Source organism: Pseudomaricurvus albidus (assembly GCF_018863235.1).
Taxonomy (GTDB): Bacteria; Pseudomonadota; Gammaproteobacteria; order Pseudomonadales; family Cellvibrionaceae; genus Pseudomaricurvus; species Pseudomaricurvus albidus.
In genome coordinates this window covers 41859-67949 of sequence record NZ_JAHKRS010000011.1, presented here as the reverse complement: position 1 = coordinate 67949, position 26091 = coordinate 41859, and the positions used below count along the sequence as shown (strand labels likewise).

The following is a 26091-nucleotide window of genomic DNA, read 5'->3' as shown; positions in this document are numbered from 1 at the left end:
TCTCCCTCAAGGGGTACAGACTTTTGAAATTAAAAGCTGTAACTGGCACTGACACCGATCGTACGTGGACGCACTCGATACTCCTGGTCACCCAGATTGGTGGCATACTGCAGACCCGGCTTACTGCCCAAATACTTTCCATTACCATCACTGGTGGTGATGTCATCTTCATTGGTCAGATTGTCTGCGTATAAGGACACACTCCAGTTAGAGAAATTCAAAGCTACATAGGCGTCCATAAGAGTTGAGCTGTCAATTTCATCATAGCTGTCTGGTGCCAGTGACGAAGGCTCTTCAAAGCCCGTAACAAAATCCCCCTTGTAAGACATGCCCAGATGGGCCGTGAGATCTGCGCCGAAGTCGAGAGGTTTGGTATAGGATACTGATGCCGTAGCGGTATGGGTTGGAATTCCTGGCAGCTCATCACCTTTCTGGCCGCCCAAAGTGGCTGATTCAACACCACCACTGACATTCGGAATATAAAAATCTTTGGTCAGCTCGGCTGCTGTATAGGTATACCCCAGGTTAAGCTCCACTGATTCGGAAAGACGCACATTCAATTCCAGCTCGACCCCCTTACTTTCGGCTTCATCACCGTTGTACATTACCGGGAAACCACCATTCGGGGTCTGTACGATCAGAATTGGATCACTCCAGTCTACATAAAAGAAAGCAACCGAATATCTGGCAGCATCGCCCAGATAACCTTTCACACCGATTTCATAGTTGAGAGATTTATCTGGATCGAAGAACAGGTAGTCCGGGTGCTCGGCAAACACACCACCTTCAACAGTCGGTGTAGCCAGATTGTCGACCGGAACCCCGTTGGCACCACCGTGGCGGAAACCTTCGGCAACCGTAAAGTAGACTTTTCCACTATCGCTGAAATCATAGGAGGTATTGAACTTGTAAAGGGTATCACTGAAGGTTTCTTTTCCAGAAGCTTCACTCAGGCCCTCCGGACCCTCACCACAGAATGTGCCACATGGTGGCAGGGTAATAGATTGCGCAGCAGAGAACTTCTGATCGAAATAGCGAGCACCAACAGTCACTTGCCAAAGATCCGTCATATGATAAGTCAACTCACCAAATACTGCCCGATCTTCAAATTCTGTATCGAGAAAATTACTGTATCCCAGATCAGGAGCTTGTGGATTTACGATGCCGTAGAGATCATCTACACCAGCGATGTAATCGTAACTTTGAGCATCGTGCTCCACGTCGTTATAGTAGGCACCAATCAACCAATCCAGCTTGCCGTCACTGTTTGAAGTGAGCCGAAATTCCTGGGTTGTTGATTCACTTTCATAATGCTTTTTACCCGTCACAACTTCGCGAGGCACACCGGCGTAATAAGCCCAAAACCCGGAATAGCCGTAGTTATAACTCTGGTCGTGTATGCTGTCCGCTTCATTTTTGGTAACGGAAGTGGCCGATGTGAGCTCAGCGAAACCGAAATCGTGCTTGATGATCAAAGATCCCAGGGATACCTCCCGCTCAAATTCTTCGAGAACTTTTGTCCCGGACTCATAGCCATCCAGGCCGGTCGCGGTTGCAGAAGAACCACCAATTTCATCTTTTTGGTAGTTGTACATAAATGATATTTCCGTGGCATCGGTAGGGGTGTATAACAATGTTCCCCGCGCCATCTTCACGGACTCATCATTGATGTCTTTTTTGGAGAGTCTGTTACCCGTTGGCTGGCCATTACTGTCCAGTTCTTCGATGTAGTTTGAGTCGATATAACCGGCGTTTTCAAGGTTGGCGACAGTACCGCGAAACGCCAGGTTTTCTGACAATGGAATGTTGATTGTGCCTTCGATATCGGTATTGTAATCATCAGATTCGTCGGTCACGGATGCTTTTGCTTTTACAGAACCGGACAGCTCATCGGTATTAGGCGCTGCAGGAATGTATTTCATCGTGCCCGCCAGTGAGCCAGAACCGTAAAGCGTGGCTTGCGGGCCTCGCAGTACCTCTACACGGTCCATGTCACGTAATTCCAGGTTTGCAAAAATTGGGGTCTCGTTCATGTAGACCGATACCACCGGATCTGTCAGGCTTGGAAAATCTTCATTGCCTGCGCCCGAAACGTTCAGACCTCTCATTACGATGCCATTATTGATACCGTTCTTACTGCGACCGCTGTCGGACAGGGTCAGACCGGGTATACTGCGGGCGATTTTAGAGAAATCATTGATGCCTTCCGCTGAAAGCTTGGATCCATCAAAGGCAGAAATGTTATAAGGAACGTCTTGAACATTAGTCGCTCGACGTGTGGCCGTTACTGTGATTTCTTCCAGCTGAAACTGCGATTTGGATTCAGCTACAGCCAGAGTAGGAATCGCGAGTATTGCCGAACATATTGCTGTATGTAGTTGTGTGCGTTTGAACATGTGAGCTCTACCTTTCTGTGTCGTTGCCTAAAAGCCTGCCTTGTTTTCGATAAATCCTATCCCCAACGGCCGGACATAAATACTTCACAAAAAGCACTGCGGTATTCCATAATGGAATGGCGGCCAGCATGGTGCATGAAAATACGTCTCGCGCACCACAGCAGCGCATAAAAATTGAAAAAGACCTTTATTTCGAAGGAGATATGCTCATATTGGGCAAAAATAGATCTTTATATGCATTTATCTTTTTTGAAAATAGACATGATGATTGGCAGAAAGACACCACAGGCTTGAGAATATGCGTCGGAACCTACCAAAAATTACTACCTTGCAGTGCTTTGATGCCGTTGCTCAACATTTGAGTATGACCTATGCCGCAAATGCGATGCATATGACCCAAAGTGCCGTCAGCAAGCAGATCAAAAGCCTGGAGCAGCAGTTAGGGCGGAACCTTTTTTATCGGCATGATGGCCAACTGAGTCTGACACCGGTTGGGGAGCAATATGCCCACGAAGTGAAGGCTTTGCTAACCCGACTGGGCGACATTACTGATCGGGTCTCTATTGCCGAATTTGTTCAGGGCAGTTTTGACCTGAAGGTGGTTACTGAACCCACGATGGCAATGCATTGGCTGGTTCCGCGCCTGTCGGAATTCAACACCAGCTTTCCGGACATTAAAGTGCACTTACACACCGACTTTTTGTCCGTTGAGCGCAATGTAAGGAAGTGCGATGTTGCCATTCTGTTTGGACATGGTAACTGGCGCGGCTGTGTTGCTGATTTTCTAAGACATGACAACCTGGTTGCCGTAGCCTCCAAGGAGCTCATGGGGCGTAAACCGATCGCGACTACCCTCGAAGGAATTTTGGGGCTTCCATTCCTGCATCACAATCACCCAATTTCCTCTACGGAATCCTGGTTAAAAGCGGCAGGTAAAACGGAAAAAGAAATTTCCCAGATTCAAGGCGGACAATTTGAACACTTCTCCTTGCTGCTAGAAGCGGTAAAACATGGCTTAGGTGTTTCGGTACTGCCAAGATATTTGGTCGAAAAAGATATTCAAGCCGGGACCCTGAAATTAGTCTGTGAGTTGGAGCACCAAATAGATGGAGCCTACTATCTGGTTTATAACGAAGATCGCCGTAACGAATATGCGATCAGTAATTTTCGTAAATGGCTGTTAACGCACAACGAGCCTAAAGTCCGGTTTAACCAAAGACCTATAGACCTGTCTACTATATCTACATGAACCCTTAAAGAATAAAACTTTTCGCCTAGTCTGCATGATAGAAAGTTAGGAATTGTCTAAATCTGACCGTTCATACCAGAGGTCGGTAGTCACGGTGAGGTGAAGATACGGCTGGCTATGACCCATAACAGCCGATATCAGGGAACGTTGATTAAACTCCCGCAGGAGTAAAGTGCCGTTTAGGCACATTTGATAAATCCGAAGTTCAAAATTGGGTCTGAACAGATACACCTAAAGAACCCGTGCAATACTTTAGTTTCCATTCGACATTAATTTACGCTCAACAAAATTATCTATCGTAAAGTATTTGACATGTGCAGTCGCCAACATCGCCAAAATAATTCCCCACTGCAAGTGATCTTGGAGTGCCGCAGGAGAGCTCTGTAACGTCGTGTAATAGGAGATAACCGCAACGATATTCAGAATAAACAAACCTGTCGTCGCAAATCGGGTTAGAAAACCAATCACCAACAGTACCGGAAGTAGCAGCTCACCGGCGGTGGCCATATAAGCAGCCAGCTCCGGCGGCAGTTGCGGAACCTTGTACTCTTCCTCAAACAACCACAATGTGGTTTCCCAGTCAGTGATTTTTGACCAGCCTGACATAAAGAAGACCTTGGCAATATAGAGTCGGGCCGTCAAATCCGTCAATGGAATCAGAGATGAAAGTATTTTGTCTACCGGCGACCACAGCGAGACAACTTTGTTTGTTAACGTCATCATTTTTCACCCACCTTCTTGTAACGAGTCCGATTTCAGCAGCAATCCCTGCTCTGTCCAGGTTTTAAGCCAAACAGCCGCCTGAGTGATAGCCTGTTGCGAATCTTTGTATTGATCCAGGAGATATGCACAGAGATCTCCAAAGCTATTCCCAGTGGTGATGAATTCTAAAGCCTGTATTTCCAGCGGTTCAGCACTTTGCCAGGCGTTCATTAAATTTTGTTTGCGGTAGATAAGCCATGCAGCGGGAGCTTCCATCGGCTGCGGTGGAGGTAAACCACTATCAAGCGCCTGCCAGACCTGAACCGCATTCCACTTCAGACTTAATATCGTTACGGAGGGATGTAACTTGAAACACAAATTGGCCCACTGTTCCGGAAGAACTTTCTCTAGCTGTTCTACCGTAATCCTCTCGGCGTCTTTAGCATCGATTGCATGTCGCATTGCCCACTCAAACTGGGCCAGTTCGGCAATGGCAGGGCAGGATTTATACGGCTCATGATTTTTCAAATAATCGGGGAAGTGTGCACCATACCATCGGATTGATGCTGTTTGCGGAGGAAAATACAATATTAATTTTTTTGCGGCTTGATAAAACTCTTCATCGCCCAGTAACTCATGCACACAAGTAAAGTTACTGCGCAAGGCTTCGCTCAGCCTCTGTTGATAAGCATTTTGATAGATTTCAAGACGTTGGGATCTGATGGCATCCTGTTGAATGAAATCCAGGTGATTGGGGATGTCTTCAGGTGGTTGATCCTGAGATACAGCGGGTCCCAACACCAAATTCTGGAATTCGGCTTGCCATTCACGAAGCTTCATAACACCTGTCTCCAAGATTGTTACTATGAAGCAAAAGAGCCTGAGAAGAGATATTTCGGGCGATGTCCAGCTCGCTGATCAGCTCATTCAATGGTGGTATATTGTCATCACGTTCAATCATGGTGGGAATATCTCCCGCACGCTCAATCGTGTATCGATACAATTCCCATACGTCATCACATACCGGTTGATCATGAGTATCTATGCAATGATCCATATAATCGGAGTGCCCGGCCAAATGGATTTGACGGACTCTGTGCATGGGAATGGTATCGATATAGGTTCGAGGATCAAAATTCGAATTGCGTGCAGAGACGTAAATATTATTCACGTCTAGGAGCAATTCACAGTCTGCTTGTTCGACAATGGCAGTTACAAACTCCCATTCCTGCATGGGGGTAGCCGCCTGTAGATAGGTCGATACATTTTCGATTACTAAACGTCGCTGCAGAATGTCTTGAATGTTCTGGATACGATCCGCTACGTGAATAATGGCTTCTTCAGTATAGGGGAGAGGCAATAAATCGTGCATACGAGCACCTTTGACGCCCGTCCAGCAGAGGTGGTCGGATACCAGCAGAGGTTGGACTCTGTCTGCCAGAGCTTTGACCTCATGAATATATTCCAGATCCAATGGGTCACTGGAACCAATATTCATGGCGACCCCATGCATCACCATAGGGTATTGTTCACGGATTCTGTCAAGATAGTAGATAGGCTTGCCGCCGGGAACCAGATAGTTATCGGTTAAGATTTCTAACCAATCCACTCGCTGGGGTTCTCGCAAAAAATCCAGATAATGCTCCGGACGTAAACCAAGGCCAAAGCCTGAGAGGGCTTTTGTTTTCATGGTATGGTCCCAATACTTTGGTATTAAGAAAAGGCAGCCGGCTGGGCAAACAGCACAAACCCAGCCATGCCCTTAAAGAACGTCGCAGATACGCTAATAACTCCAGAGCGGATTTGCGAGCATTCCAAAAGTCAATTAAAGGACCTTGCCACCTTTGCTGGTGCACTCTTCGGCAGAAGCAACCTTGATCCAACCGTGACCTTTACAGACATTCTGTCCAGCACAGGCATTTTCAGCGGTTTGGCATTTAGATTGCCCTTTACAGGCATTGACCCCCATGCACTTGACCGATGTATCTGCTTTGTCCTGGGCGATGGCCGTGGGTACTACTGCGGTTGAAAAAAGTGCTGCGGCAGCCGTTGCCAGTGAAATCTTGGTGATAGAATTCATTATAAATCTCCTGATGCTGTTGATGTGTAGTGTGAACTTGCCGTCCACAGTGTAGTAGACGAACGATCTTTTATTTTGTTACAGCTCAGAAGAAGATTTTTTTTGCGTAGCGTATTCTTTGTGTAAACGAGAGGCGAGGGCATCCAGATCCGGAGTTGAGCCTTTAATAACATCCCGTCCCCGTTGCTTAACCACCCTGCACACCAGACGCAATTGAGTCACAAAACGACGACATCTCACACAGATAAGCAGATGCATGAATACAGCCAGACGCTGACGCCAATTCAACTGGCCATCGATATAATCACTGGCGTATTTGTGGGCAAGATCATGGCAACTCAACATGTTCCCGTCTCCTCGAAATGTGCAATCATGGAGTGTATTTTCACTCTGGCGCGATGGATAAGTACTCTGACATTAGATGCACTGACCGACAAAATGTTACAGATTTCTTCAAATTCCATTTCTTCATAATCACGTAACTGCAAGGCTTCTCTCTGAACCTCAGGCAGCTTATTCATATGAAACTCCAGGCATCGGATAAAATCTTCAGATCCCAGCAAGGCCTCAGGCGAATCATCATGCCAGCTTGAGGGTGGACGAGCCCAGTGGCCATTACTGGAAAATCGTCCCTCCTCAAACAAAGGTTCATTATCGGTCGACAGCGGAACAACAGCTTCCCGTTTGCTTTTGCGTAAACGACTTTTCGCTTCATTGGCGGCAATGGTATACAGCCAGCTTTTCAGCGTAGAGCGACCTTCGAACTTGTTGAGGTTACGAATTGCGGCCAACCAGGCGTCCTGCACGACTTCTTCAGCCTGAGCATCGCCAATAATACGGCTGACAAAGCGCAGCATGGGAACATGATAGGTTTTAACCAGAAGATCAAAAGCCGACTTTTCTCCGGCTTTCAGGCGAATAAGCAGGTCTGTTTGTTCAGCCTTATCGGATACCGTCATTGGTTTACCTGATTAAAGCGGGTGTTATCGATAGGTTTTGCAGATTAACGATGATCAGAAACCTTTGCAACAAATACGCGCCCTCTTTGGCACATATATTCACAAATCCTTACTTATAGCAGCCCATGTCATTTGACAGCTGTGTGACAGGCCTCTAGGCTGGTACTTTAAGTCGCTATCAACATTTTGTTTTCAACAACAAGTCAGGTACAGCAACCGGTCATATCAAAAATCATCCGGATAAAGCCTGCATATCTTTTCGGTCGTTGGCGTCAGCCACTGCGTTGGCCGGTTTCAGAGAGAACCACAAAAATCCCAATGTATTCAGAAGAGTGTTTCATCCTCTGAATACCCTCAAAACCGCGACAAGGAGAAATGTTCATGATGAACGCTTGTACATCCTCGCCTACGGCAATTCCCGCCTCTCTATCAAAGCAATCTGTTATGTCCCGACAAGGTAAAGCCTTGTTTAAGTTATCCAGACTGGGGGCGAGTATATTGGCGATTACCATGGGATCTACAAGCGTTTTTGCGGCTCAATCGGTGATGGATGAAGTTATCGTTACCGCTCAGAAGCGTGATCAGGATCTGCAGGATGTGTCTGTGGCAGTCAGTGCGTTTTCCGGAGACGCTATCGAAAAAATGGGCTTCGAAGAAGGTATGGATATTATTGCCCAAGTCCCCAATATGAATTTTTTCGCAATCTTCGGCGAAGCTTCGAGTCCGTCGATCAGCTTGCGTGGTATCAGTCTCGTGAACTATTCCGATTCGTGGGAAGCGCCTATCGCCATGTATGTGGATGATGTTTATCGCGGCAATCCTGCTGGGTCTGCGATTCAATTGTTCGATTTGACACGGGTGGAAGTACTGAGGGGACCGCAGGGTACACTCTACGGTCGCAACGCGACCGGTGGTCTGGTGCACTATATCTCCAACGAGCCCACCGATGAATTTGATGCTTCCGCCAGCTTCCAGTATGGCAGTTATTCACAGAAAATTTTTGAAGGCATGATAAGTGGTCCAATCACCGATGGAGTAAGAGGGCGGGTAGCCATCAAATACAACAATGCTGACGGCTGGCAAAAAAACAATGCAGACTCTGTCAACGACTACGGCTTCCCTGTGGATACAGGTCAGGATTTAAACGAAACCAACAGTTTTGGCTATCGGGCAAAACTGGCATTTGATATTGGCTCAGAAGGTGAATTGCTCCTGGATGTGCACGGCAGTCAGGCAGATCAGGCCAGTGTCGGATTTGCTCATATGGGGTATCAGGAAACCCCCGGCGGAGATACCTGTTCTGTCTCGCTAATTCACAAAGGAGCCTGTACCAGTGCAACCTTCCAAACAACCGGGATTGAACAGGCCGGTGGCGACTACAATCCAGAAGATGTTTCATCCAGTGTCAGTGGCGGTCTGGATACGGAAATCGACACCTTTGGTGTTTCAGCCCGATTCACCTGGGCCTTTGCCAACGGTTTGGATCTTACCTCTGTCACCGCTTACGAATCCCTCGATAAATATCTGCAAGATGATGGGGATGGCGTCGGCAGTGGTCCGGGATTTGACGTATTCTTCGATGAACAATACACATCAGATGCTGAGCAATTGTCTCAGGAATTCCGCCTGAGCAAATCGGATGAAACCACCAACTGGGTGGTCGGCTTATATCTGTATGACGATGAACGGGATATGAGCACCCAAAACCCGACCGAAGTGGAATTTGCAGATGCCGCTCTTTACGATTTTGCTCACAGAGAAGAGGTATTGCTTGAGACGCAATCCATGGCTTTGTTTGGTCAGTGGGAGTGGGATTTCGCCGAGACTCTAACTTTGATTTTGGGTGCGCGATATACCGATGAAGAGCGGGACTTCGACTACGTGCGGGATGTTTCTTATTACAACACTCCGACTTCCACGACGTCATTTAGCCGCAAAGATTCCATCTCTGAAGATAATGTCTCAGGAAAAATTGGTTTGGATTGGCGGCCCGGCGATAACACTCTGATTTACACCAGCGTTTCCACTGGTTTTCGTAGCGGCGGCTTTTCAGCCAGCTACAACAGTTTTCCAGAAACTCTTGATCCTGTTGATTCAGAAACTATCACCAATTATGAGGTCGGCTTAAAAACGTCTTTTGCCGATGGTGCTGTTCGTCTGAATACAGCTGCCTACTGGTATGAGTTAAAAGATTTTCAGGCTCAATTATTTAATAGTCTGGAAGATGGTAGCCAAATTCTAAATGCTGGAGATGTTACTGGATATGGTCTTGAAACCGAAGTAGCTGCAAGTATTACTGAGAATTTCGAAGTCTTAGCCGGTGTTGGTTTTCTTTCAACCGAAATGGAATCAAACAAATCTGGTGAAGTTGCTACGGATATTTATGAATATGATGGTAATGAGCTACCCTCAGCACCAGAAATCAGCTACAACCTGGTCGCACGCTATTACATTCCCATCGGAGATGCTGGTGAACTGGCATTACAGGCAGACTACTCCTGGCAAGATGATCACTTCTTGCAGGTGGAAAATGACCCATACTCTCACCACGAAAGCTACGGTATTGCTAACGCAAAAGTAAGCTGGGCCTCCGTAGATGGACGCTATACCGTTGAGGTATTCGTCAACAATCTTGCAGATGAAGAATACTTCACCTATCAAAATACGTTAGATGATGATTGGGGTTACGGTGTTTGGGGTAAACCACGTACTTACGGTGCGCGATTCGCCTGGAAGATGTAAAAGAGGTGTTGATTTGATGCAACCCCACAGCGGCAGCTATGCCACTGTGGGGTTCAGTATTGAAGGATTTATACTTTTTTCACAAACTCGGATTTGAGTTTCATCGCGCCGATACCGTCGATCTTACAGTCAATATCGTGATCGCCATCCACCAGGCGAATGTTCTTCACTTTGGTTCCCACCTTCACGACAGACGAAGAGCCTTTGATTTTTAGATCTTTAATCACTGTAACCGTGTCACCGTCGCTCAACACGTTGCCATTGGAGTCTTTAATGACTTTCTCATCTTCAGCCGACTCCTGACCTGCGTTGGCAGACCACTCGTTGCCACATTCCGGGCAAACCAAAAGATCACGATCTTCATAAGTATAAGGAGAGTCGCATTTGGGACAATTAGGCAGATCGCTCATCGGCAGTACCTCTGGGTCAGGTGGCATTACGGTGCACGCTATCAGCTAGCGTTTCGAAGGCGACGCATTATGCCGCTAATTCCCCAATTTTTCCATGGTTTTTATGGACGGAAAATCAGCTTGGGTGCCGGGTCGACCATGGCCTCGATACAGTCATCGAATGTCAGAATATGGTCTGCCAGAGCCAGAGGGTCGATAGTCCCACAACAGGCATGGTGGAGCGTTTCCGGTAATAGCGCCCGCCCATGTACACGGCTCACCGTATAAGTAATACCTCGTAAATACACTGTGGACAAGGGAAGTTCTGTCGTTGGAGTCAAGCCTCCGCTGACGCCCGTACAATATCCACAAGGCGCGGTTGAAGCCAGGGCATAACAGAGCCCTTCAGCAGTGCCTGCCGTATCCACAGTGATCAAAAAATCATCGGAGTGTCTGGATTCATCCTTATAACTCTCCAGGTGCACTGTCTCAGCCCCGGCGAGTTTGGCCAGATATAAACGACGCGTGTCGGTGTCCACATACACCACACGCCGGCTCCCGAGAGCAATAGCCGCATGCACTGCATACAGTCCCACACTTTGAGCAAGGCCACCTGCAATCAATACAGGTTCACCAGGAAACTCCTTCAAGCCGGTGGCGACAGTACGGTAGCCATCGGCGACATTGTCCGACAAGCCTGCACCAGCCTCTGGGGACAGAGAATCGGGTAGATGTACCAACATAGCGTCGGCGAAGGGCACCAATAAACAATCGGAAAAACCACCGCCAAAATCACCGTCGGGATTGGTACCCAAGCCATAAGCCGCGCATGGCGGAACTGAAGAGCAGGCATTGGTCCATCCCCTCAAACAATTGTCACATTCCCCACAATTAATCTGGAAGGGCACGATGACACGGTCTCCAGGGACAAAATTGGTAACATCATCACCAACCGACTCTATCACTGCGGTGATTTCATGCCCCAGCGCGAAAGGTCCGCGAGTTCGGTAAAGCCCTAAAGCAATGTAATAATCCAAATCACAGCGGGCTACCGCCAAGGGCCGTACCAGTGCATTTTTATCCGAGGTCAGTCTTGGAGCAGGCACATCGTGCCACTCCAGTGTGCCCTGACGGGTGAAGGTAAGCTGTCTCATGGAAGGCTCCTGCCAAAAGATACATTTCCTGATTCTGACACTGGCATTGCATGAATGGCATGCTTAAATACGTAAATCGACTTTTCATATTTGCAAAGGAAGAAACTGATCATGTGGGATGACATCCATTGCTTTGTCGTTGCCTCCGAAACCGGTAGTCTCAGTGCAGCGGCAAAACGCCTCGGAGTATCTGTGGCAACGGTTAGTCGTAAAATTGAATCGCTTGAGACATCACTGAAACTTACTTTATTAACCCGCCTCACAACCGGTGTCGAATTAACCGCCGAAGGAGGTGTGATTTACAACAGTGCAAAAAACGCACTGGAAAAGATATCAGAGGTCGAGCGAACAGCCGTGTCACTTCGAGAGGGCGTAGATATCGAGCCGGTCGTGGTGTCTTCAACCGAGCCGATCATTTCAGATATTTTAGCCGAGCAGTTACCTGCATTTTGGCGAGAAAACCCAGATATCCAGTTGAGATTGTCCGTGGCAACAGAGAACATCAGCGTTGCCCGGCGCGATGCCGATATAACAATACGGCTTGCTCGCCCAACACAAGACAATGTGGTCATTAAAAAACTGCCTGTGATTCGGCAAGGGTTTTACGCTTCAAAAGCCTATTTGAAAGGCAGGGATCCGAATCATTTGAATTTCAGGCAGGAAACGTTCTTAGGTATGGACAAAAGCTTTGGTGAAATCCCTGAAAGCCTCTGGATCACTGAACAGGGATTATCGTCAAGACAAATCCTGGAATCCAGTAGTGTACGTACTCTGCGTATGGCAGCGGTTTTGCATTGTGGTATTGCGATGCTACCGGATTTCATTGCGCGTAGAGCCGGCTTGATTAAAATTGCAACGCCTGAGGTACCATTACGCTCACCTTATATGTTATTTCATAAGGATTTTAGAAGTGTGAAACGGATTAAAAAGGTTCGAGAGTGGATTATCAATGCCTTTGACAATACATTAGTGAAAGAAGGTAAGAATCATTGATCTGTATTTACAGAACAAATGAATGCTACAGATTTAATTCAATTGGAGAACAGCCATTCTCAAATTAAAGTCATCTTGTTTGATACGAACGCTGAACCCAAGTTTTCTCATTAAAGACAACATACCCCGATTTTCAGTCAGTATTTCCCCTTCCATTTGTTTTAGCCCACGCTGACGGGCAACATTAATCAGTTCGGTCATCAACAGGGTCGCGATGCCTTTATGATGCCAATCATCGGCAATGACAATGGCAAACTCACAGGTTTCACCATCCGGATTGGTCAGATAACGAGCCACACCGATTTCGATTTCTTCATCCTCATGACTGACAATGGCAGCCAACGCCATTTCCTGATCATAATCAATTTGGGTAAATCGAGTCAGCATCTGTGGTGTCAACTCGTGCAACGACTGCATAAACCGAAAGTAAATTGTCTGGGGCGATAAACGTCCAATAAAGTCCTGTTCAATGTTGGCATCTTCCGGTCTCACCGGCCGAATCAGCAACGCAGTCCCATCCGACAATACGGTCTGAGTCTCCAGATATCCGGGATAAGGGTGTACCGCCATGTGATCATAAGGCTTGGCATTTTCGACAGGATGTTGAACCTGAATACGGGCATCAATTACCAGGGCTCCTTCGTCATCTGCCATCAGTGGATTGATTTCCACCGTATGTATCTCTGGCATCTCACAGGCAAGTTCTGACACGCGCAGCAGTGCATCTTCCAGCGCTTCAAAATTGACCGCCGGCATACCCTGAGCTTCCTGAAGCAGCTTATACACCCGGGTGCGATTGATCATTTGCCGGGCAATAAATTTATTTAACGGCGGCAGTGAAACAAACTGATCCTGTATCACATCGACCATGGTGCCACCGGCACCAAACCGAATGGCAGGCCCAAAGACCGGATCACGCTGGATGCTAATCATCAGCTCGCGACCGTGTGCTCGACGATACATCGGCTCAAGCGTGACCCCTTGTATATCAGCGTCAGGACAATGTGACCGAACGGTATTGATCATCTCATTGAAGTTTTGCCGTACCGAGTCTGCATTACTGATATTGAGACGCACCCCTCCCACATCGGATTTATGCTGGATATCCTGAGCATTGATTTTTAACGCCAGGGGAAAACCAAGCGTTTCCGCCGCGACCACCGCATCACTCGGGGTACTGGCGGCAATGGCAGGTGCCAACGGAAGATGGAAAGCTCTGAGTACAGCACGGCACTCAACATTATTGAGCCAGTTACGGCCATTACCAAGAGCCGCGTTGACCACCAGACGTGCGCCATCAAGATCGGGTTTACGGTGTTGCGTCAAAGGGTTGGGTACTTGCAGTAACAACTGCTGGTTGCGCTGGTAACTGGTGAGCAGGGCATAAGCCTGAATGCAGGATTCCGGCGTATCGAAATGCGGCAGATTATGATCGCGAAACAACTGATGAGCGCCGGCCAGCTGCTTGCCGCCCAGCCAGCAGACAATCACCGGCTTTTTGCTCTTCTGGGACGCCTCGATCACCAGTTGGGCAACAGCGGTGCTGTCCGTCATGGCCTGTGGCGTCAGCATCACCAGCACACCGGAGAATTTATCCGCTTTCAGACAGTGATCCAGGGCAACGCGATAATGCTCTACTGTGGCGTCCCCCTGCAGGTCCAACGGATTGGCCTTTGACCAGTGAGGCGAGAGCAGGGGAGTCAACTGCTCAATATCCGAGGCATCCAGTTCTCCCAACGGCACGTCCAGCTCTGCTGCCCGGTCACTGGCCATCACGCCAGGCCCGCCGCCATTGGTAATAATGGCCAGATTGTGTCCTTTCAGCTCGTAACGACGTCGGGACAGGATTTCAGCGGCGTTTAACATCTGCTTGATGGTATAGGCCCTGACCACACCGGCCCTGCGCAGAGCTGCATGGAAAACCACATCACTGCCGACTACCGCCCCCGTGTGAAGGATGGCCGCCCGCAATCCCTGCTGGAAACGACCCGCCTTGACCACCACCACCGGTTTGATCCGGGCTGCGACCCGCAAGCCACTGAGAAAACGTCGCGAATCCCGTATGCCTTCGATATAAAGCAAGATGGAACGGGTGTTGGGGTCAAGAGCGAGATAATCCAGCACAGAGCCAAAACCAATATCGAACGTATCCCCCAGCGAAATGACCGCCGAGAACCCCAATCCTTCACTCTGGGCCCAATCAATGGCAGCCGTACACAGGGCACCAGACTGTGACACCAATGCCATGTGGCCGGGACTGGCTATCTCGTGACTGAACGTGGCATTTAAGCCTTTGGCTGGCAGCATCAGCCCCAGACAATTTGGGCCAAGTATACGCACACCGTACTCCTTGGCGCAGGCCATCAAATTCTGCTGCAATATCCGGCCGGGCTCACCGGCCACATTTTCACCAAAGCCTGCCGACAGCACAATCGCTGAACGCACTCCCGCTTCGCCACACTGACGAATAATCTCTTCAACGGCAAGCGCCGGGGCCGTAATCACGGCAAGATCAATCTGCTCATCAATTTCAGCAATGGATTTGTAGGCTTGATGATTTTGTACTATGACATGGTTGGGGTTTATAGGATAAAGCTTGCCACTAAAGCCACCTGCCAACAGGTTACGAAAGAGAATCTGTCCCAGAGAATTCTGACGATCGGATGCGCCAAACACCGCAATGGATTTGGGATCGAACAGATGATTCAGGTAATGTAAGCCCATAGAGAAACAGACCGCTTATATTGACGTGCATTAAATGGGACTATTGCTAAAACATGGAACTTCGGCCAGCTCCGTGACATTTTATCGGTGCGCCACTGACAGAATAGTACCCATCCAAGGATTAATAAAATGACTTTAACCCTGATCTCCCATGCCGATTGCCAGTTGCATGAAAACTTTTCAGGCCACCCCGAGTCGCCACAGCGTCTGTCAGCCATTAATGACCAGTTGATCTCTTCTGGTATCGATGTGGTATTGCTGCCCGTCGATGCCCCTCTGGCGACCCGGGAACAGCTCATTCGGGTACACAGCGAGGCCTATGTGGATCAGGTGTTTGCCCGCGCGCCAAAAGAAGGCAGTATCGAACTGGCAGAAGATACCTGCATGAGCCCGCACACCTTGCAGGCAGCACTGCGCTCAGCAGGTGCGGGCATCGAAGCCGTCGATCGACTGTTCTCTGGCAAAACCCACACGGCTTTTTGCAATGTGCGGCCACCGGGCCACCATGCGGGCAAAGGCTTTGCCATGGGCTTTTGCATATTCAATAACATTGCCGTTGCTGCCGCACACGCACTGGAGGAATACAATCTGGAGAGAGTGGCCATTGTGGATTTCGATGTCCATCACGGCAATGGAACCGAAAATATTTTTACACAGGACAACAGGGTGTTGCTGTGCTCCAGCTTCCAGCACCCTTTTTATCCCTACACCGGTGACGAGTCCACACCCGACCATATCATCAACCTGCCACTGCCAGCAGGCACTGCTCAAGCCGAATTCCGACAACAAGTCTCCGACACCTTTCTGCCGGCACTGCATGATTTCAAACCGCAACTGATTTTAATCTCAGCCGGTTTCGACGGTCACCTGGAAGATGAAATGGCGGATATGAACCTTACTGAAGCGGATTATTCCTGGATTACCAAGGAGCTTAAGAAAATAGCAGACACCTATGCCGAGGGACGTATGGTGTCTTTTTTGGAAGGTGGATACGATTTGTCGGCGCTGGGGCGATCAGTCGTGGCGCATCTTAAGGCTATGATGGAGTGAGTCGAGTGTTCCAATGATGATCACATGCACATTGCAAAAAAATCAAAAATAATTAATTTTTTGCCACACCCATTGTGAAAAATGCGAAATCGTTAAGTTTCCATACATAAATTCGCTACATCATTCACTAATCATTTACTCGCAACGAATAGAAATCGTCAGAAATATGACTGTCAACCTAATCAAGCTTACTCTTTCACCGATTTGTCTTGGCAGTTTTGATATGAGCTAACATATTATCTCGTATTACTTTGGCAATGAGTGCGCTTTGCCTCTTCAGAGGTGTTATCTACCAGCCACTGGAAGATTTTCAGCTGTGACGGCAAATAGATCAGATACTCCGGATGCCACTGCATCCCGATAACCGGGCAATTGATTGTCGACTCAATCGCCTGAGTGATTTTGTCCAGATCCCAGCCAGTGCGGCGCAAACTATCTCCCGGCAGATCGACGGCCTGATGGTGCAAGCTGTTGACGCGTAACTTGGTTTTTCCCGTGATGCGGGCCACGGCAGAGTCAGGCTCCAGCCACACCTGTTTGGTTGGCAGTAAACCGGGCCGGTTGTAGGTCAGACGGCGGATATGACGAATATCCGGATGCAGTTTGCCGCCCAGGACCACATTAATCAGCTGTGCTCCGCGACAGATGCCGAGCATGGGAATCGTGTGCTTCAGTGCCGTCTGAATCCACTCGATTTCCAGCCTGTCGCGAGCCGGATCCAGTTTGACTTTAGCGTCAATTTCACCGCCATAATGTTCCGGACTGATATCATTGCCGCCACTGATGACCAGCGCATCAGGCAAAGGCCCGTCCCATGGGTGACGAATAGAAATACGTACCGGGATTGCACCACACAACCATAAAGCCAGTGCCGTACACCACCATGATGGTGCCCAGCGTCGGTGATTGCCGGTTACGCCTATGCGTGGTCGTTGCGCCATTGCGTAATCCTTTCAACCCAGGCTGACCGATCAACACCTATTACGGGTCTGTCCGCTGCCAGAAAGGCATCCCCCAGAGACTCCAGAGCGGCTTCATCATTAGCCAGTTGTTCAACAACACACCATAGGTTCCATGATAAAGACAGGTTCCATTCGGGTTTATCAATCAGGCAATTGGGCAAGCGATAGTGAAACGTCGGGCGTGCCTTGATTTTGGGATCATCGATTACAGAACGAACCCGTTCACTGTCTATTTCGGCAAACAGTGGCAGCATGTCCAGCGCCCGGTTGCGACTGGCATTGAATTGCAGGTAATCATCAATCAATGTCTCTAACGTTGGCTTTTTACAGCTCAACAAACACTTGATATAGGACTCACTAAACAGATCAATATAAGGACTGACACGGCGTGCCAGATCTACCTTATGGGCATCCACCAACCACCATTGCAATAAAACGAACGCTCGCAGGTAACGGTATATCGTCCCGGCATCAAGTGCGGGTATTTCGGGATTGATATGAACACCGTAAGCCGCAATCAATGACTCCTCGGTACCCACAGCACCCGCATTGCGTAATGCCACCACCAGATTTTCCAAGCGCGAAATTTCTGTTACGGGTATAGGCGGACAGACCACTTCAATGGGCACCAGCAACGCGGCCGCTTCCGACAACTTTTGCAGCCACAGATCAGGATCATCAGCTTGCTGATCACCGGCAGCCGTGCTTTTCAGAAATTCCCAGTCGACTTCGACGTTAAATTTTCCGAAAACTGTCTCTACACTGACTTCGGCCGCCGTCTCATTTACAACGGCACCCTCCAGCGATGAAACCACAGCGGCAACAGTATCCGCCAACGTGATACCGGAAAACTCCAGTTCGAAACCGACAGTGCGAATTTGCCCGTCTGAATTCCGGGTAATCGATGGCATGGTGAAGACTGAATCAGGTACTGATGTCATAACTCGTCGTCCCTACGGATCGCATAAAGTTTGATACTAAAAAGTTAGCACGAAAAGTGTCACACACATACATAGGATAGAGACTGTCGCCAAGCGACATGCTCTTATCAAGAGCGTCGTGATTTGGCTGGCACAGCTGGCAATTATTGCCGTGTTGCATAATATGCTGCGTGACTCATTGGGGTGCTCCGAACAATTTTCTGCAATGTTCAAGCCCTTTTTACGCATCAGGCGCAATAAATTCTACAAAAAGAAAGAGACAAATTAAACAGAGCAGTAAGCTTAATACCAAAATATACATCTGAGAGCATTTTTTCAGTGGCAGCTCGACACAAACATACAAAAAACGAAGCCTCCGCGTTTTGATGACAAGCCGACATTAGTATTTTGGTATACGCTGCGATTGACTGAGAAATTTACGAAACTCAAAGCACAAAAAAAGGCAAGCCATTACAGCTTGCCTTTTTTAAAGAAGTACCGAGCAATTAGATAGCTACGATATTCTCAGCCTGAGGGCCTTTTTGGCCTTGAGTAACAATAAACTCAACCATTTGACCTTCAGCTAAAGTTTTGAAACCCGAGCTAACAATTGCACTGAAGTGTGCAAATACGTCTGGACCAGACTTTTGCTCGATAAAACCAAAACCTTTAGATTCGTTAAACCATTTAACGGTACCAGTAGTTGTATTAGACATGATAAATATCCTGTAAATTAAAAATAGAATGCCTTCGTAAGGCACGAATAAGCGGGAAATATAAATTGAGATTTATAAGCTACAGGACGAAGAACTACTAGGAACGCGACGAAATGGAGGAAATAAAAATAGACTTACTTTCAAGCTTTAACCACAGTATAGGGCTTACCAACTAAAGTCAAACTATTTCTCAGATGTGGCATTAATGTTCGGCTCTGACCTATCTGGTGGCTATTAGTTAGTGGCTATTAGTTACTGACTGTTAGTTAGTGAGCATGATTGGATTTAATATGACCATATTGGTCAGTTTCCCAAAATGGCGGCGACAATGCTGATCAAAACATCGTTTTTTCGATTCGCACGCCATTATCGTGAGTGCCATACACTACTAAAGTTAACTTTTCCGATGGAAGAAAAAAACCGTTCATAAAGACTACTTTTAACCATTCAGCATGGCCTCTTTCAATAAATGATTTACCCGCCGTCCTAAAGTGACTGAAAATTTTAGAGCGGCAGGGGTTTCGTGATCCTCCAGAGTAAACAGCTATTTACTCATCAAATTAAAAGCGATAACTGGCATCTACCCCCAGAGTGCGAGTGCGTCCACGGTGAGCATAATCAAAGTTAAACAATTCCTGTAAATCCAATATTGAAGAAGTATACTCCTCATCGGTCAGGTTTTTGACCCAGACAGCTATTTCCAGTTGTTCATCTTGAGTCTGGAAGCCCATACGCATATTTGTCAGCCAGTAAGCTTCTTGACGAGTGTTTTCATTATTAAAGGCGTCAAAATACTGATCGCCGGTGTAGCTGGTATCCAATGTTAAAGTTACATGACCAGCTTCCATTTCCAGAAGTCGCCAATTGATCATAGCGTTAAAATTTAATGAAGGCGCATTTATCAAATCATTACCGGAAAGGTCAAGACCACGCAATTCCAGCTTGTCATACTTGGCATCCAGATAACCCAATCCCATTCTTACATCTATAACCGGGTGAGGAATTGCAGTCACTTCGAGCTCCGCGCCTTGTACAGTAGACCTGTCAGCATTAACCAATACTTGCAGGAAATTTGGCGTTACATCTAGAAACTGCTGATTTTCATAGGCGTAATGGAATATGGCACCATTGATGCGCAAGCGGTTATCAAGGAGATCAGATTTGAACCCAACTTCCCAGGCATCGACCTCTTCTGGCTCAGCCGTGGTGATTTCCGAGACATCAAAATAAGCCTGTCCGTTAAAAGCACTGCCACGGTAACCGGTGGTAAAACTGATATAGGACGTAATATCACTGGTAAGGGCGTAATCCAACGCAAATCGTGTCCCCCAGTTGCGATCAGTGACTTCGTCCTGATGGTTGTTAATCGTAGTCATTGCACTGAATATTTCAGTGTTGGTCGCAGGATCAAGATAACCAAGGTCAGCTCGATAGTCTTTTATTTCATTTTTATCTTTCGTAAAACGAAGACCAAGGGTAAAACTCAAATCTGGTGAAATGTCGTAGCTGCCCTGGAAATAGGCTGCCAGACTGGTTTTGACCTGATTATAACTATTACTGAGACGACAGCCGGTGATAAAGTCCTCAAAGCAATCGAGAGTTCCGCTAGCGTCATTATCCCCGGCAAAAGCGTAATACATCCGCTGAACCATCGTTGCATCAAGGTCTTCCCGGTTACCGTAGAGCCCTAACAAAAAATTAAAGTTACCAACGAAAGCCGAACTGAGCCTTAGATCCTGGGCAATCGAGGTGACTTCGGAACCAAAATCGATATGCAGAATGTTAAAAGGTGATCCATCACCATCTTCCCGAGTAACCCAATCGCCTTCATCATAAGAAGTCACACTGGTTAATGTCAGTTCATCGTTTATATCCCAATTGATTGTCACCGATGTGCTGTTGTTATCGAGTGAGTTGCCATCTTGCCGATCTATTTCGCTCTCAAAAAAATCCAGCCCGGTACGTTCATAACCGGTGAAAAATCCCACACCTCCTGAGCCAATATTGGTGGCGTATACTTCATACCCATTGTCCTGTGTACTACGGCTTTTCGAGACCCTTAATACCACATCCAGGTTATCTGTAGGCTGATAACGCCCAGTCAGGCGCAGGGCATAATCACGGAAAGCACCGGGATCTTCAGCTGCAGGTAGCTTATTCTCTATCCAGCCATCAGATTCTGCATAGGTGAAGGCTAAACGTGCGCCAACTGCGTTTTCAGCATCGGATATTTCCACGGCGCCGTTTGTTTCTTTGCGATTAAAGTTACCAATTCCAAAACTGATATCACCCAGGGTTATGCCGTCCAGTTCTGGTGTTTTACTGATGATATTCACTGCACCGCCGGTAGCATTCTTGCCGTAGAGAGTACCCTGAGGCCCCCGCAGAACCTCGATGCGCTCTAAATCAAACAACTGTAACGCCTGGAGAGCCCCAACACCTTTGTAGACCTCATTCACGTACATGGCGATGGGGCTGGATTGGTTCTGACTGAAATCAGACATGGAAACTCCGCGTACGGAGAAGGCTGGCTGGCTATCAGAATAGGGCGTAGCAACCTGAACGTTGGGCACTTGAGCGGCTATCTCTGTTGAATCATGAAGCTTGAGCGCTCCTAACTCGTTACTAGACAGTGCCGAAACGGACAAGGGAACGTCTTGCATACTTTCAGCTTTCTTTTGTGCAGTAACAATAACTTCTTCGATAGCGTAAGAACTGTTATCAGCAAAAGAGGGTAAACCGAGAGTAGCAATTGTACCTGTTAGGGCTAATCGGGAAATCTGTGAGGTTATCTTCATGGTAGTGTCTCTGTTATTGTCCATACACATACATATAGGTAACTTTACCTATTTTTAAAATAGGTACATATACCTATATTGTCAACAGGTTAATTGTAAATAATGAGATCGATTGGGGATAACAGGGGGTTGCAGGTACAGTATCGACAAATACGGTTAGCGCGGCGATTAGATAGTATAGGAGGGAAAGTTAGAGAAATGTTGGTTGTGCTGGCTCTACACAAGGCCATTGAAATGGCCTTGTCTGGCATCAGATTTTTAAGCGTGGATCAATTGAAGTATGGTTTCTCTTAGCTCCTTTTCGATTCCATGCAAGTAAGTATGGCGCCGCTTGCCAAATCCACGCATAAGTGAGAGTCCCTCAATCATCGATACGATCAATGCCGAAATACGGCCTACTTTACGCGCCGGGACCTCTGGATTGAGGGCAATCAGCATATCGTAAACCTGCTTACAGTAGCTTTCATAGAAATTATCCATAGCCTCGCTGATCTTGTCGTCCCTTGCTGAAAGTGCCCAAATCTCCCAGATAATCTTACATGAACTCTCGTTTTCCTGATCTTTCAAAACGTAGTCCACTGTCGATAACAAACGTTTGCGAGGGGTAGTGTCTTGTTTGACGATAGCGTCAATTCCATCTCTTGCCTTATCAAGGAATCGCTGCAGTAACTGCTGAATCAATTGTTCTCGCGAAGGGAAATAATACTGAAGATTACTGATGCGAATACCCAGGCGTTTAGCTAGCTGGTTCATAGTGAACTGTCCGTGCCCCTCTTCAATCAGAAGTTGGGTGGCAATATCAAGAATTTGTTCTACCCGTTCGCGCCCCTTGCGCTGTACTGCTGTTCCCGGGCGATTACCCATATCCTTACTGGCGTTTTTGGCCATATTAACTCCTGATTTGGCGATGCGAAAGTGGTATCGATTGATCGCAATTATAGCGCCGCTCTCACAGCGTGTTAACAGTAATAGGTAATATTTACAAAAATGGATGACCTCTTGATATTGATTAAAAAAACATATTTTTAGGTTGTATTACCTATTTTGTGCTGATAAGGTGGCTTCAGGATTTGTGTCCAATTCCTTCCAAATTGTCAAAAACGGGCACTCAGGACGACGAGGACACTCACAAAACATCAATGAGGACAGACAATAAGATGAGTGTAGAAAAGAAAAACGTAATATTGATTGCTGGTGGATACGGTGTGGTAGGAAGTCAGGTAGCAGAAATATTCCGTCAGCGACATCCCGATATCAAACTTTTGATTGGTGGTCGCAATCCCGCTAAAGCCATGGAACTGGTGCAAACTCTGGATAATGCCGAAGCCATTGCCCTGGACGTTGAGTCTGCATCCCCTTTGGATGGCTTATCAATCAAGCCCACAGCGGTACTGAACGCAGTTAATGATCAACATAACTACCTGCTAAAAGATAGCGTACGCAATGGCATTGCCTATGTGGACATTACCCGCTGGACTGAACGAATGCGTGAAGCAGTGGTGAATGTTTCTATGGAAGAGATTCAGGCGCCTGTCATGTTTAGTTCTGCTTGGATGGCTGGCGTAGCGGTGATCTTAGCGAAGGCTGCGAGTGAATCACTGGATATCATTGACAACATTGATCTAAATATCTTGTATGCGATGGCTGACAAGGCTGGTCCGAATTCGGCTGAATATATGGATCGTCTGACGATACCGTTTGATATCACGGTGAATGGCAAGATCGAGCAACGGATGCCTTTTTCTGACTCTAAATCGGTAGATTTCCCTGGAGGCTATAGCGGCAAAGTTTACCGATTTGATGTGCCAGACCAAATAACGTTACCTGTTACCTTAGATGCTAGAAGTGTCAGTGGTCGCATCGGCTTTGACAGCGCTTCAGCAACAGGCAGTCTCGCTTTTATGGTCAAGAGCGGCATTATGAGGCTATTGAACCGGCCAATATTCGATAATCTACGCAGGAGCATGTTGTATGACCCGGGAGAAGGCGCTGCTCACGAAATCGTTATTGAAGTAGAAGGTAAAGATAAAGAGGGTTGTTTTCATAAAAATCGAGTGACTGTTTTTGATCCTCAAGGACAAACCCATCTAACTGCCTGTGGCGCTGTGATTCAGTTGGAACGGGTACTGGGCCTGGATGGAAAGTCGGCACCCAAGGCAGGTATTTGCTATCCAGAGAAAGCGGCGAACATCAGTGCGGCTCTTCAATTGCTCCTTGATAACGGGGTACAAATCAAGGGATTGGCGACGGCTGGCCACAAGCTTTCGGCACAGGCTGTATAAAGTGGAGATTAGTAAAATGCTCCTCGACATGATGGGTATAGATTCCAGGACAGCTCTGCTCTTGCTCGGTTGTTTTTCTCTTGCACTTTCAGGTTTTTTTTACGGCTTTAAGTTTCTGAAACTTGGAAATCAAATACTTGGGTATGAATACCTTATCGTTGGGTCTTCATCTGTGAACTTTCTTTTTTATAATACAACACTCTATCCACCTTCATATGAACTGATGCTTTACCTCGATTCGTTCTCAAGGGCATTTGGCTTTCCTCTTCTTGGAACCCTGGGATTTATGCAGCTAACTCATCAACTGCAGCTGTCAAATAGCAGTAAAATCATGTTGTTCACAATCACACTGGCATTGACAGCGGTAATTCTCTATTCCGATTTTTTTGCACCGGTATTGGCGTACTTTTATCTGGCTGTGATGTACCCCTTTTGTTTATTCATGCTGTATGTGGCTAAAAAAGTATTTGATCTGAAGAGAAGAAAAACTGGGTTTTCTCTTATGTTGACGACGATAGCAAATATCGTCATTGCAAGCATCTATGATTTTTACGTGATACCGGGGGAAGAAACCAATGTAGTGTTTAACTTCTTCTTTCTGGCACTTCTAACATGGAGTGCAGCTTTTGTGACTATGTATTATGCCTATGTGGTTTTGTATGAATCTAATCATGTGGCAGACCAAAATACAGGGAATTCAGATTAAGAGGCTGTTGTCACAGAAGCGAGACAACATGAGAGAATTACTTATGTCCTACAAAATACCGTTATCTTTGATTTCTTTTCTTGTGACTTGGATTGTGGCTTCTGGCCAGCTCTGGGCTTTTACACCAGAAATTCCCAAGACTGAAATTCTGCCTGACAACAATGGAGAAGAATGGTTCTGGATTTCAGGCAATAGAATTCCCAGTCTGGCTGACGGTCAGGCATATTTGATGGGACAGGACGGCAAGCGGCTGGGCCAGCTTTCTACGGGGTATTGGTTTAATAGTTTGATCAATGCTCATAAACGCAACGAGATAATAACGGTTGAAACTCATTTTGATCGTGGTACACGAGGCAATCGAAATGATTTGGTCGTCATGTATGACGCCAACAACCTGTCATTTAAACACGAAATTCAACTTCCCCCTAAGCGAATGAATGCCGTTCGCAATGATGGTCTTGTGAATTTGACGGACGATGAAAGATTTCTCTTGGTTGTCAACTACACCCCAGCTCAATCAGTTTCGATTGTTGATCTGGATAAAGGAGTATTTATTGAGGAGGTCGAAACACCGGGTTGCTCAGTACTCTATGCAGCCGGAAATCGGGACTTTTACTCCATTTGCGGTAACGGTGGATTTATGCAGATAAAGCTGGGAGAAGATGGTCATGTCATTTCCCGCACCCGTACCGAACCTCTGTTTGACTCAGTTAATGATTTTTTGACGATTTCAGCTTCCCGCATTGGCAATGTGTGGTACTTCATTTCACGACAGCATAATGCCTATGCCATCAAAATGGAGGGTGATGATATCAAATTGCTGGATAAATGGTCCCTGACTACCGAATCAGAACGTGAGGACAACTGGATTATCAGCGGCATGAAACACACAGCCGTGCATGAATCCAGCGGTGAATTATATGTACTGATGCACCAAGGTGAAGAGAAAACATTCGAAGAACCAGGGACGCATGTGTGGGTTTATGATGTAAAGACTAAAAAAAAGGTACGTGAAATCGAGCTTGAAGAAATTGCAGTAAGTATTGCAGTCTCTCAAAAACCCAATCCAAGGCTATACATTAATAGCATTCATTTTCCTGTCCCGTTTCTCACCCAGTTGTGGATGTATCTGATCGATGGTGAAAAGTCGCTTATGGAGATCGCACGACAAAGGGCCAGTATCTACAATGCGAAAAACGGTCAATTACTTTTCCATTCTGATTTAGTGCCGCACGGTGGATTTGTCTTGAACATTCAGACATGGTGACC

Annotated in this window: 23 protein-coding genes; 8 read left to right on the top strand and 15 right to left on the bottom strand. The window is 47.0% G+C overall.

What is annotated here, in order from left to right; genetic code table 11:
• Window positions 1-29 precede the first annotated feature (29 nt).
• The gene (locus KOI40_RS15950; RefSeq protein WP_216098539.1) at window positions 30-2396 is read right to left on the bottom strand and encodes a TonB-dependent receptor; all 2367 of its coding nucleotides are present in this window, start codon (window positions 2394-2396) and stop codon (window positions 30-32) included.
• A 116-nt stretch (window positions 2397-2512) separates the two neighbouring features.
• On the opposite strand from KOI40_RS15950, the gene KOI40_RS15945 reads away from it, so the two are divergent.
• Together KOI40_RS15945 and KOI40_RS15940 are read left to right on the top strand one after the other, a co-directional pair.
• Window positions 2513-2758, top strand: a complete 246-nt coding sequence (locus KOI40_RS15945) for a hypothetical protein (RefSeq protein ID WP_216098538.1) — start codon at window positions 2513-2515, stop codon at window positions 2756-2758.
• 2 nt (window positions 2759-2760) lie between these two features.
• Complete coding sequence (locus tag KOI40_RS15940; RefSeq protein WP_216098537.1) at window positions 2761-3645, top strand: LysR substrate-binding domain-containing protein; 885 nt, start codon at window positions 2761-2763, stop codon at window positions 3643-3645.
• Window positions 3646-3897: 252 nt separating this feature from the next.
• On the opposite strand, the gene KOI40_RS15935 is transcribed toward KOI40_RS15940, so the two are convergent.
• The 6 genes from KOI40_RS15935 to KOI40_RS15910 all read right to left on the bottom strand — a co-directional run bounded on the left by KOI40_RS15935 (window position 3898) and on the right by KOI40_RS15910 (window position 7386).
• Window positions 3898-4368 carry a DoxX family protein gene (locus KOI40_RS15935; RefSeq protein ID WP_233710331.1) on the bottom strand — a complete coding sequence of 157 codons (471 nt, stop codon included), beginning with the start codon at window positions 4366-4368 and terminating at the stop codon, window positions 3898-3900.
• Between the two features lie 3 nt (window positions 4369-4371).
• Complete coding sequence (locus KOI40_RS15930; protein ID WP_216098536.1) at window positions 4372-5187, bottom strand: HvfC/BufC N-terminal domain-containing protein; 816 nt, start codon at window positions 5185-5187, stop codon at window positions 4372-4374.
• Window positions 5174-6037, bottom strand: coding sequence for an MNIO family bufferin maturase (gene bufB, locus KOI40_RS15925; protein WP_216098535.1), 864 nt, complete (start codon window positions 6035-6037; stop codon window positions 5174-5176). The genes KOI40_RS15930 and bufB overlap by 14 nt, the downstream gene beginning before the upstream one ends.
• 135 nt (window positions 6038-6172) lie before the next feature.
• Entirely contained in the window at window positions 6173-6427 is a 255-nt protein-coding gene (bufA2, locus tag KOI40_RS15920; RefSeq protein WP_216098534.1) for a BufA2 family periplasmic bufferin-type metallophore, read from the bottom strand.
• A gap of 78 nt (window positions 6428-6505) precedes the next feature.
• Window positions 6506-6772 carry a zf-HC2 domain-containing protein gene (locus tag KOI40_RS15915; protein WP_216098533.1) on the bottom strand — a complete coding sequence of 89 codons (267 nt, stop codon included), beginning with the start codon at window positions 6770-6772 and terminating at the stop codon, window positions 6506-6508.
• Window positions 6766-7386: an RNA polymerase sigma factor gene (locus KOI40_RS15910; RefSeq protein ID WP_216098532.1), complete on the bottom strand. Its 621-nt coding sequence runs from the start codon at window positions 7384-7386 to the stop codon at window positions 6766-6768. Before KOI40_RS15910 ends, KOI40_RS15915 begins: the two co-directional genes overlap by 7 nt.
• A gap of 444 nt (window positions 7387-7830) precedes the next feature.
• Between KOI40_RS15910 and KOI40_RS15905 the strand changes: the two genes are divergently transcribed.
• On the top strand, window positions 7831-10128 hold the full coding sequence (locus tag KOI40_RS15905; protein WP_216098531.1) for a TonB-dependent receptor: 2298 nt from the start codon (window positions 7831-7833) through the stop codon (window positions 10126-10128).
• Window positions 10129-10196: 68 nt separating this feature from the next.
• Here KOI40_RS15905 and KOI40_RS15900 read toward each other — a convergent pair whose 3' ends face one another.
• Both KOI40_RS15900 and KOI40_RS15895 read right to left on the bottom strand, forming a co-directional pair.
• Window positions 10197-10538, bottom strand: coding sequence for a zinc ribbon domain-containing protein YjdM (locus tag KOI40_RS15900; RefSeq protein WP_216098530.1), 342 nt, complete (start codon window positions 10536-10538; stop codon window positions 10197-10199).
• A gap of 101 nt (window positions 10539-10639) precedes the next feature.
• Window positions 10640-11671, bottom strand: a complete 1032-nt coding sequence (locus tag KOI40_RS15895; RefSeq protein WP_216098529.1) for a zinc-dependent alcohol dehydrogenase — start codon at window positions 11669-11671, stop codon at window positions 10640-10642.
• 111 nt (window positions 11672-11782) lie between these two features.
• Between KOI40_RS15895 and KOI40_RS15890 the strand changes: the two genes are divergently transcribed.
• A complete protein-coding gene (locus tag KOI40_RS15890) occupies window positions 11783-12664 on the top strand; it encodes a LysR family transcriptional regulator (protein ID WP_216098528.1) in 882 nt (293 codons plus the stop codon).
• Between the two features lie 33 nt (window positions 12665-12697).
• Here the strand turns inward: KOI40_RS15890 and KOI40_RS15885 are convergent, their stop codons facing one another.
• The gene (locus tag KOI40_RS15885) at window positions 12698-15388 is read right to left on the bottom strand and encodes a bifunctional acetate--CoA ligase family protein/GNAT family N-acetyltransferase (RefSeq protein WP_216098527.1); all 2691 of its coding nucleotides are present in this window, start codon (window positions 15386-15388) and stop codon (window positions 12698-12700) included.
• 129 nt (window positions 15389-15517) lie between these two features.
• Between KOI40_RS15885 and KOI40_RS15880 the strand changes: the two genes are divergently transcribed.
• Window positions 15518-16438 carry a histone deacetylase family protein gene (locus KOI40_RS15880; RefSeq protein ID WP_216098526.1) on the top strand — a complete coding sequence of 307 codons (921 nt, stop codon included), beginning with the start codon at window positions 15518-15520 and terminating at the stop codon, window positions 16436-16438.
• Between the two features lie 236 nt (window positions 16439-16674).
• Here KOI40_RS15880 and KOI40_RS15875 read toward each other — a convergent pair whose 3' ends face one another.
• The 5 genes from KOI40_RS15875 to KOI40_RS15855 form a co-directional block, all read right to left on the bottom strand.
• Window positions 16675-17379, bottom strand: a complete 705-nt coding sequence (locus KOI40_RS15875; RefSeq protein WP_216098525.1) for a gamma-glutamyl-gamma-aminobutyrate hydrolase family protein — start codon at window positions 17377-17379, stop codon at window positions 16675-16677.
• Entirely contained in the window at window positions 17358-18341 is a 984-nt protein-coding gene (locus KOI40_RS15870; protein WP_233710330.1) for an amidoligase family protein, read from the bottom strand. Before KOI40_RS15870 ends, KOI40_RS15875 begins: the two co-directional genes overlap by 22 nt.
• A 485-nt stretch (window positions 18342-18826) precedes the next feature.
• Complete coding sequence (locus KOI40_RS15865; RefSeq protein ID WP_216098524.1) at window positions 18827-19036, bottom strand: cold-shock protein; 210 nt, start codon at window positions 19034-19036, stop codon at window positions 18827-18829.
• Window positions 19037-19596: 560 nt separating this feature from the next.
• The gene (locus tag KOI40_RS15860; RefSeq protein WP_216098523.1) at window positions 19597-21834 is read right to left on the bottom strand and encodes a TonB-dependent receptor; all 2238 of its coding nucleotides are present in this window, start codon (window positions 21832-21834) and stop codon (window positions 19597-19599) included.
• Between the two features lie 258 nt (window positions 21835-22092).
• Window positions 22093-22722, bottom strand: a complete 630-nt coding sequence (locus KOI40_RS15855) for a TetR/AcrR family transcriptional regulator (protein WP_216098522.1) — start codon at window positions 22720-22722, stop codon at window positions 22093-22095.
• Between the two features lie 269 nt (window positions 22723-22991).
• Here KOI40_RS15855 and KOI40_RS15850 point away from each other — a divergent pair, with 269 nt between their 5' ends.
• The 3 genes from KOI40_RS15850 to KOI40_RS15840 are packed head-to-tail and all read left to right on the top strand — an operon-like array spanning window position 22992 to window position 26089.
• Window positions 22992-24116 (top strand): saccharopine dehydrogenase family protein, encoded by a 1125-nt coding sequence (locus KOI40_RS15850; protein ID WP_216098521.1) that lies wholly within the window; start codon window positions 22992-22994, stop codon window positions 24114-24116.
• 1 nt (window position 24117) lies between these two features.
• Entirely contained in the window at window positions 24118-24822 is a 705-nt protein-coding gene (locus KOI40_RS15845) for a hypothetical protein (RefSeq protein ID WP_216098520.1), read from the top strand.
• Between the two features lie 28 nt (window positions 24823-24850).
• Window positions 24851-26089, top strand: a complete 1239-nt coding sequence (locus KOI40_RS15840; RefSeq protein WP_216098519.1) for an amine dehydrogenase large subunit — start codon at window positions 24851-24853, stop codon at window positions 26087-26089.
• The last annotated feature ends 2 nt before the right edge of the window (window positions 26090-26091 follow it).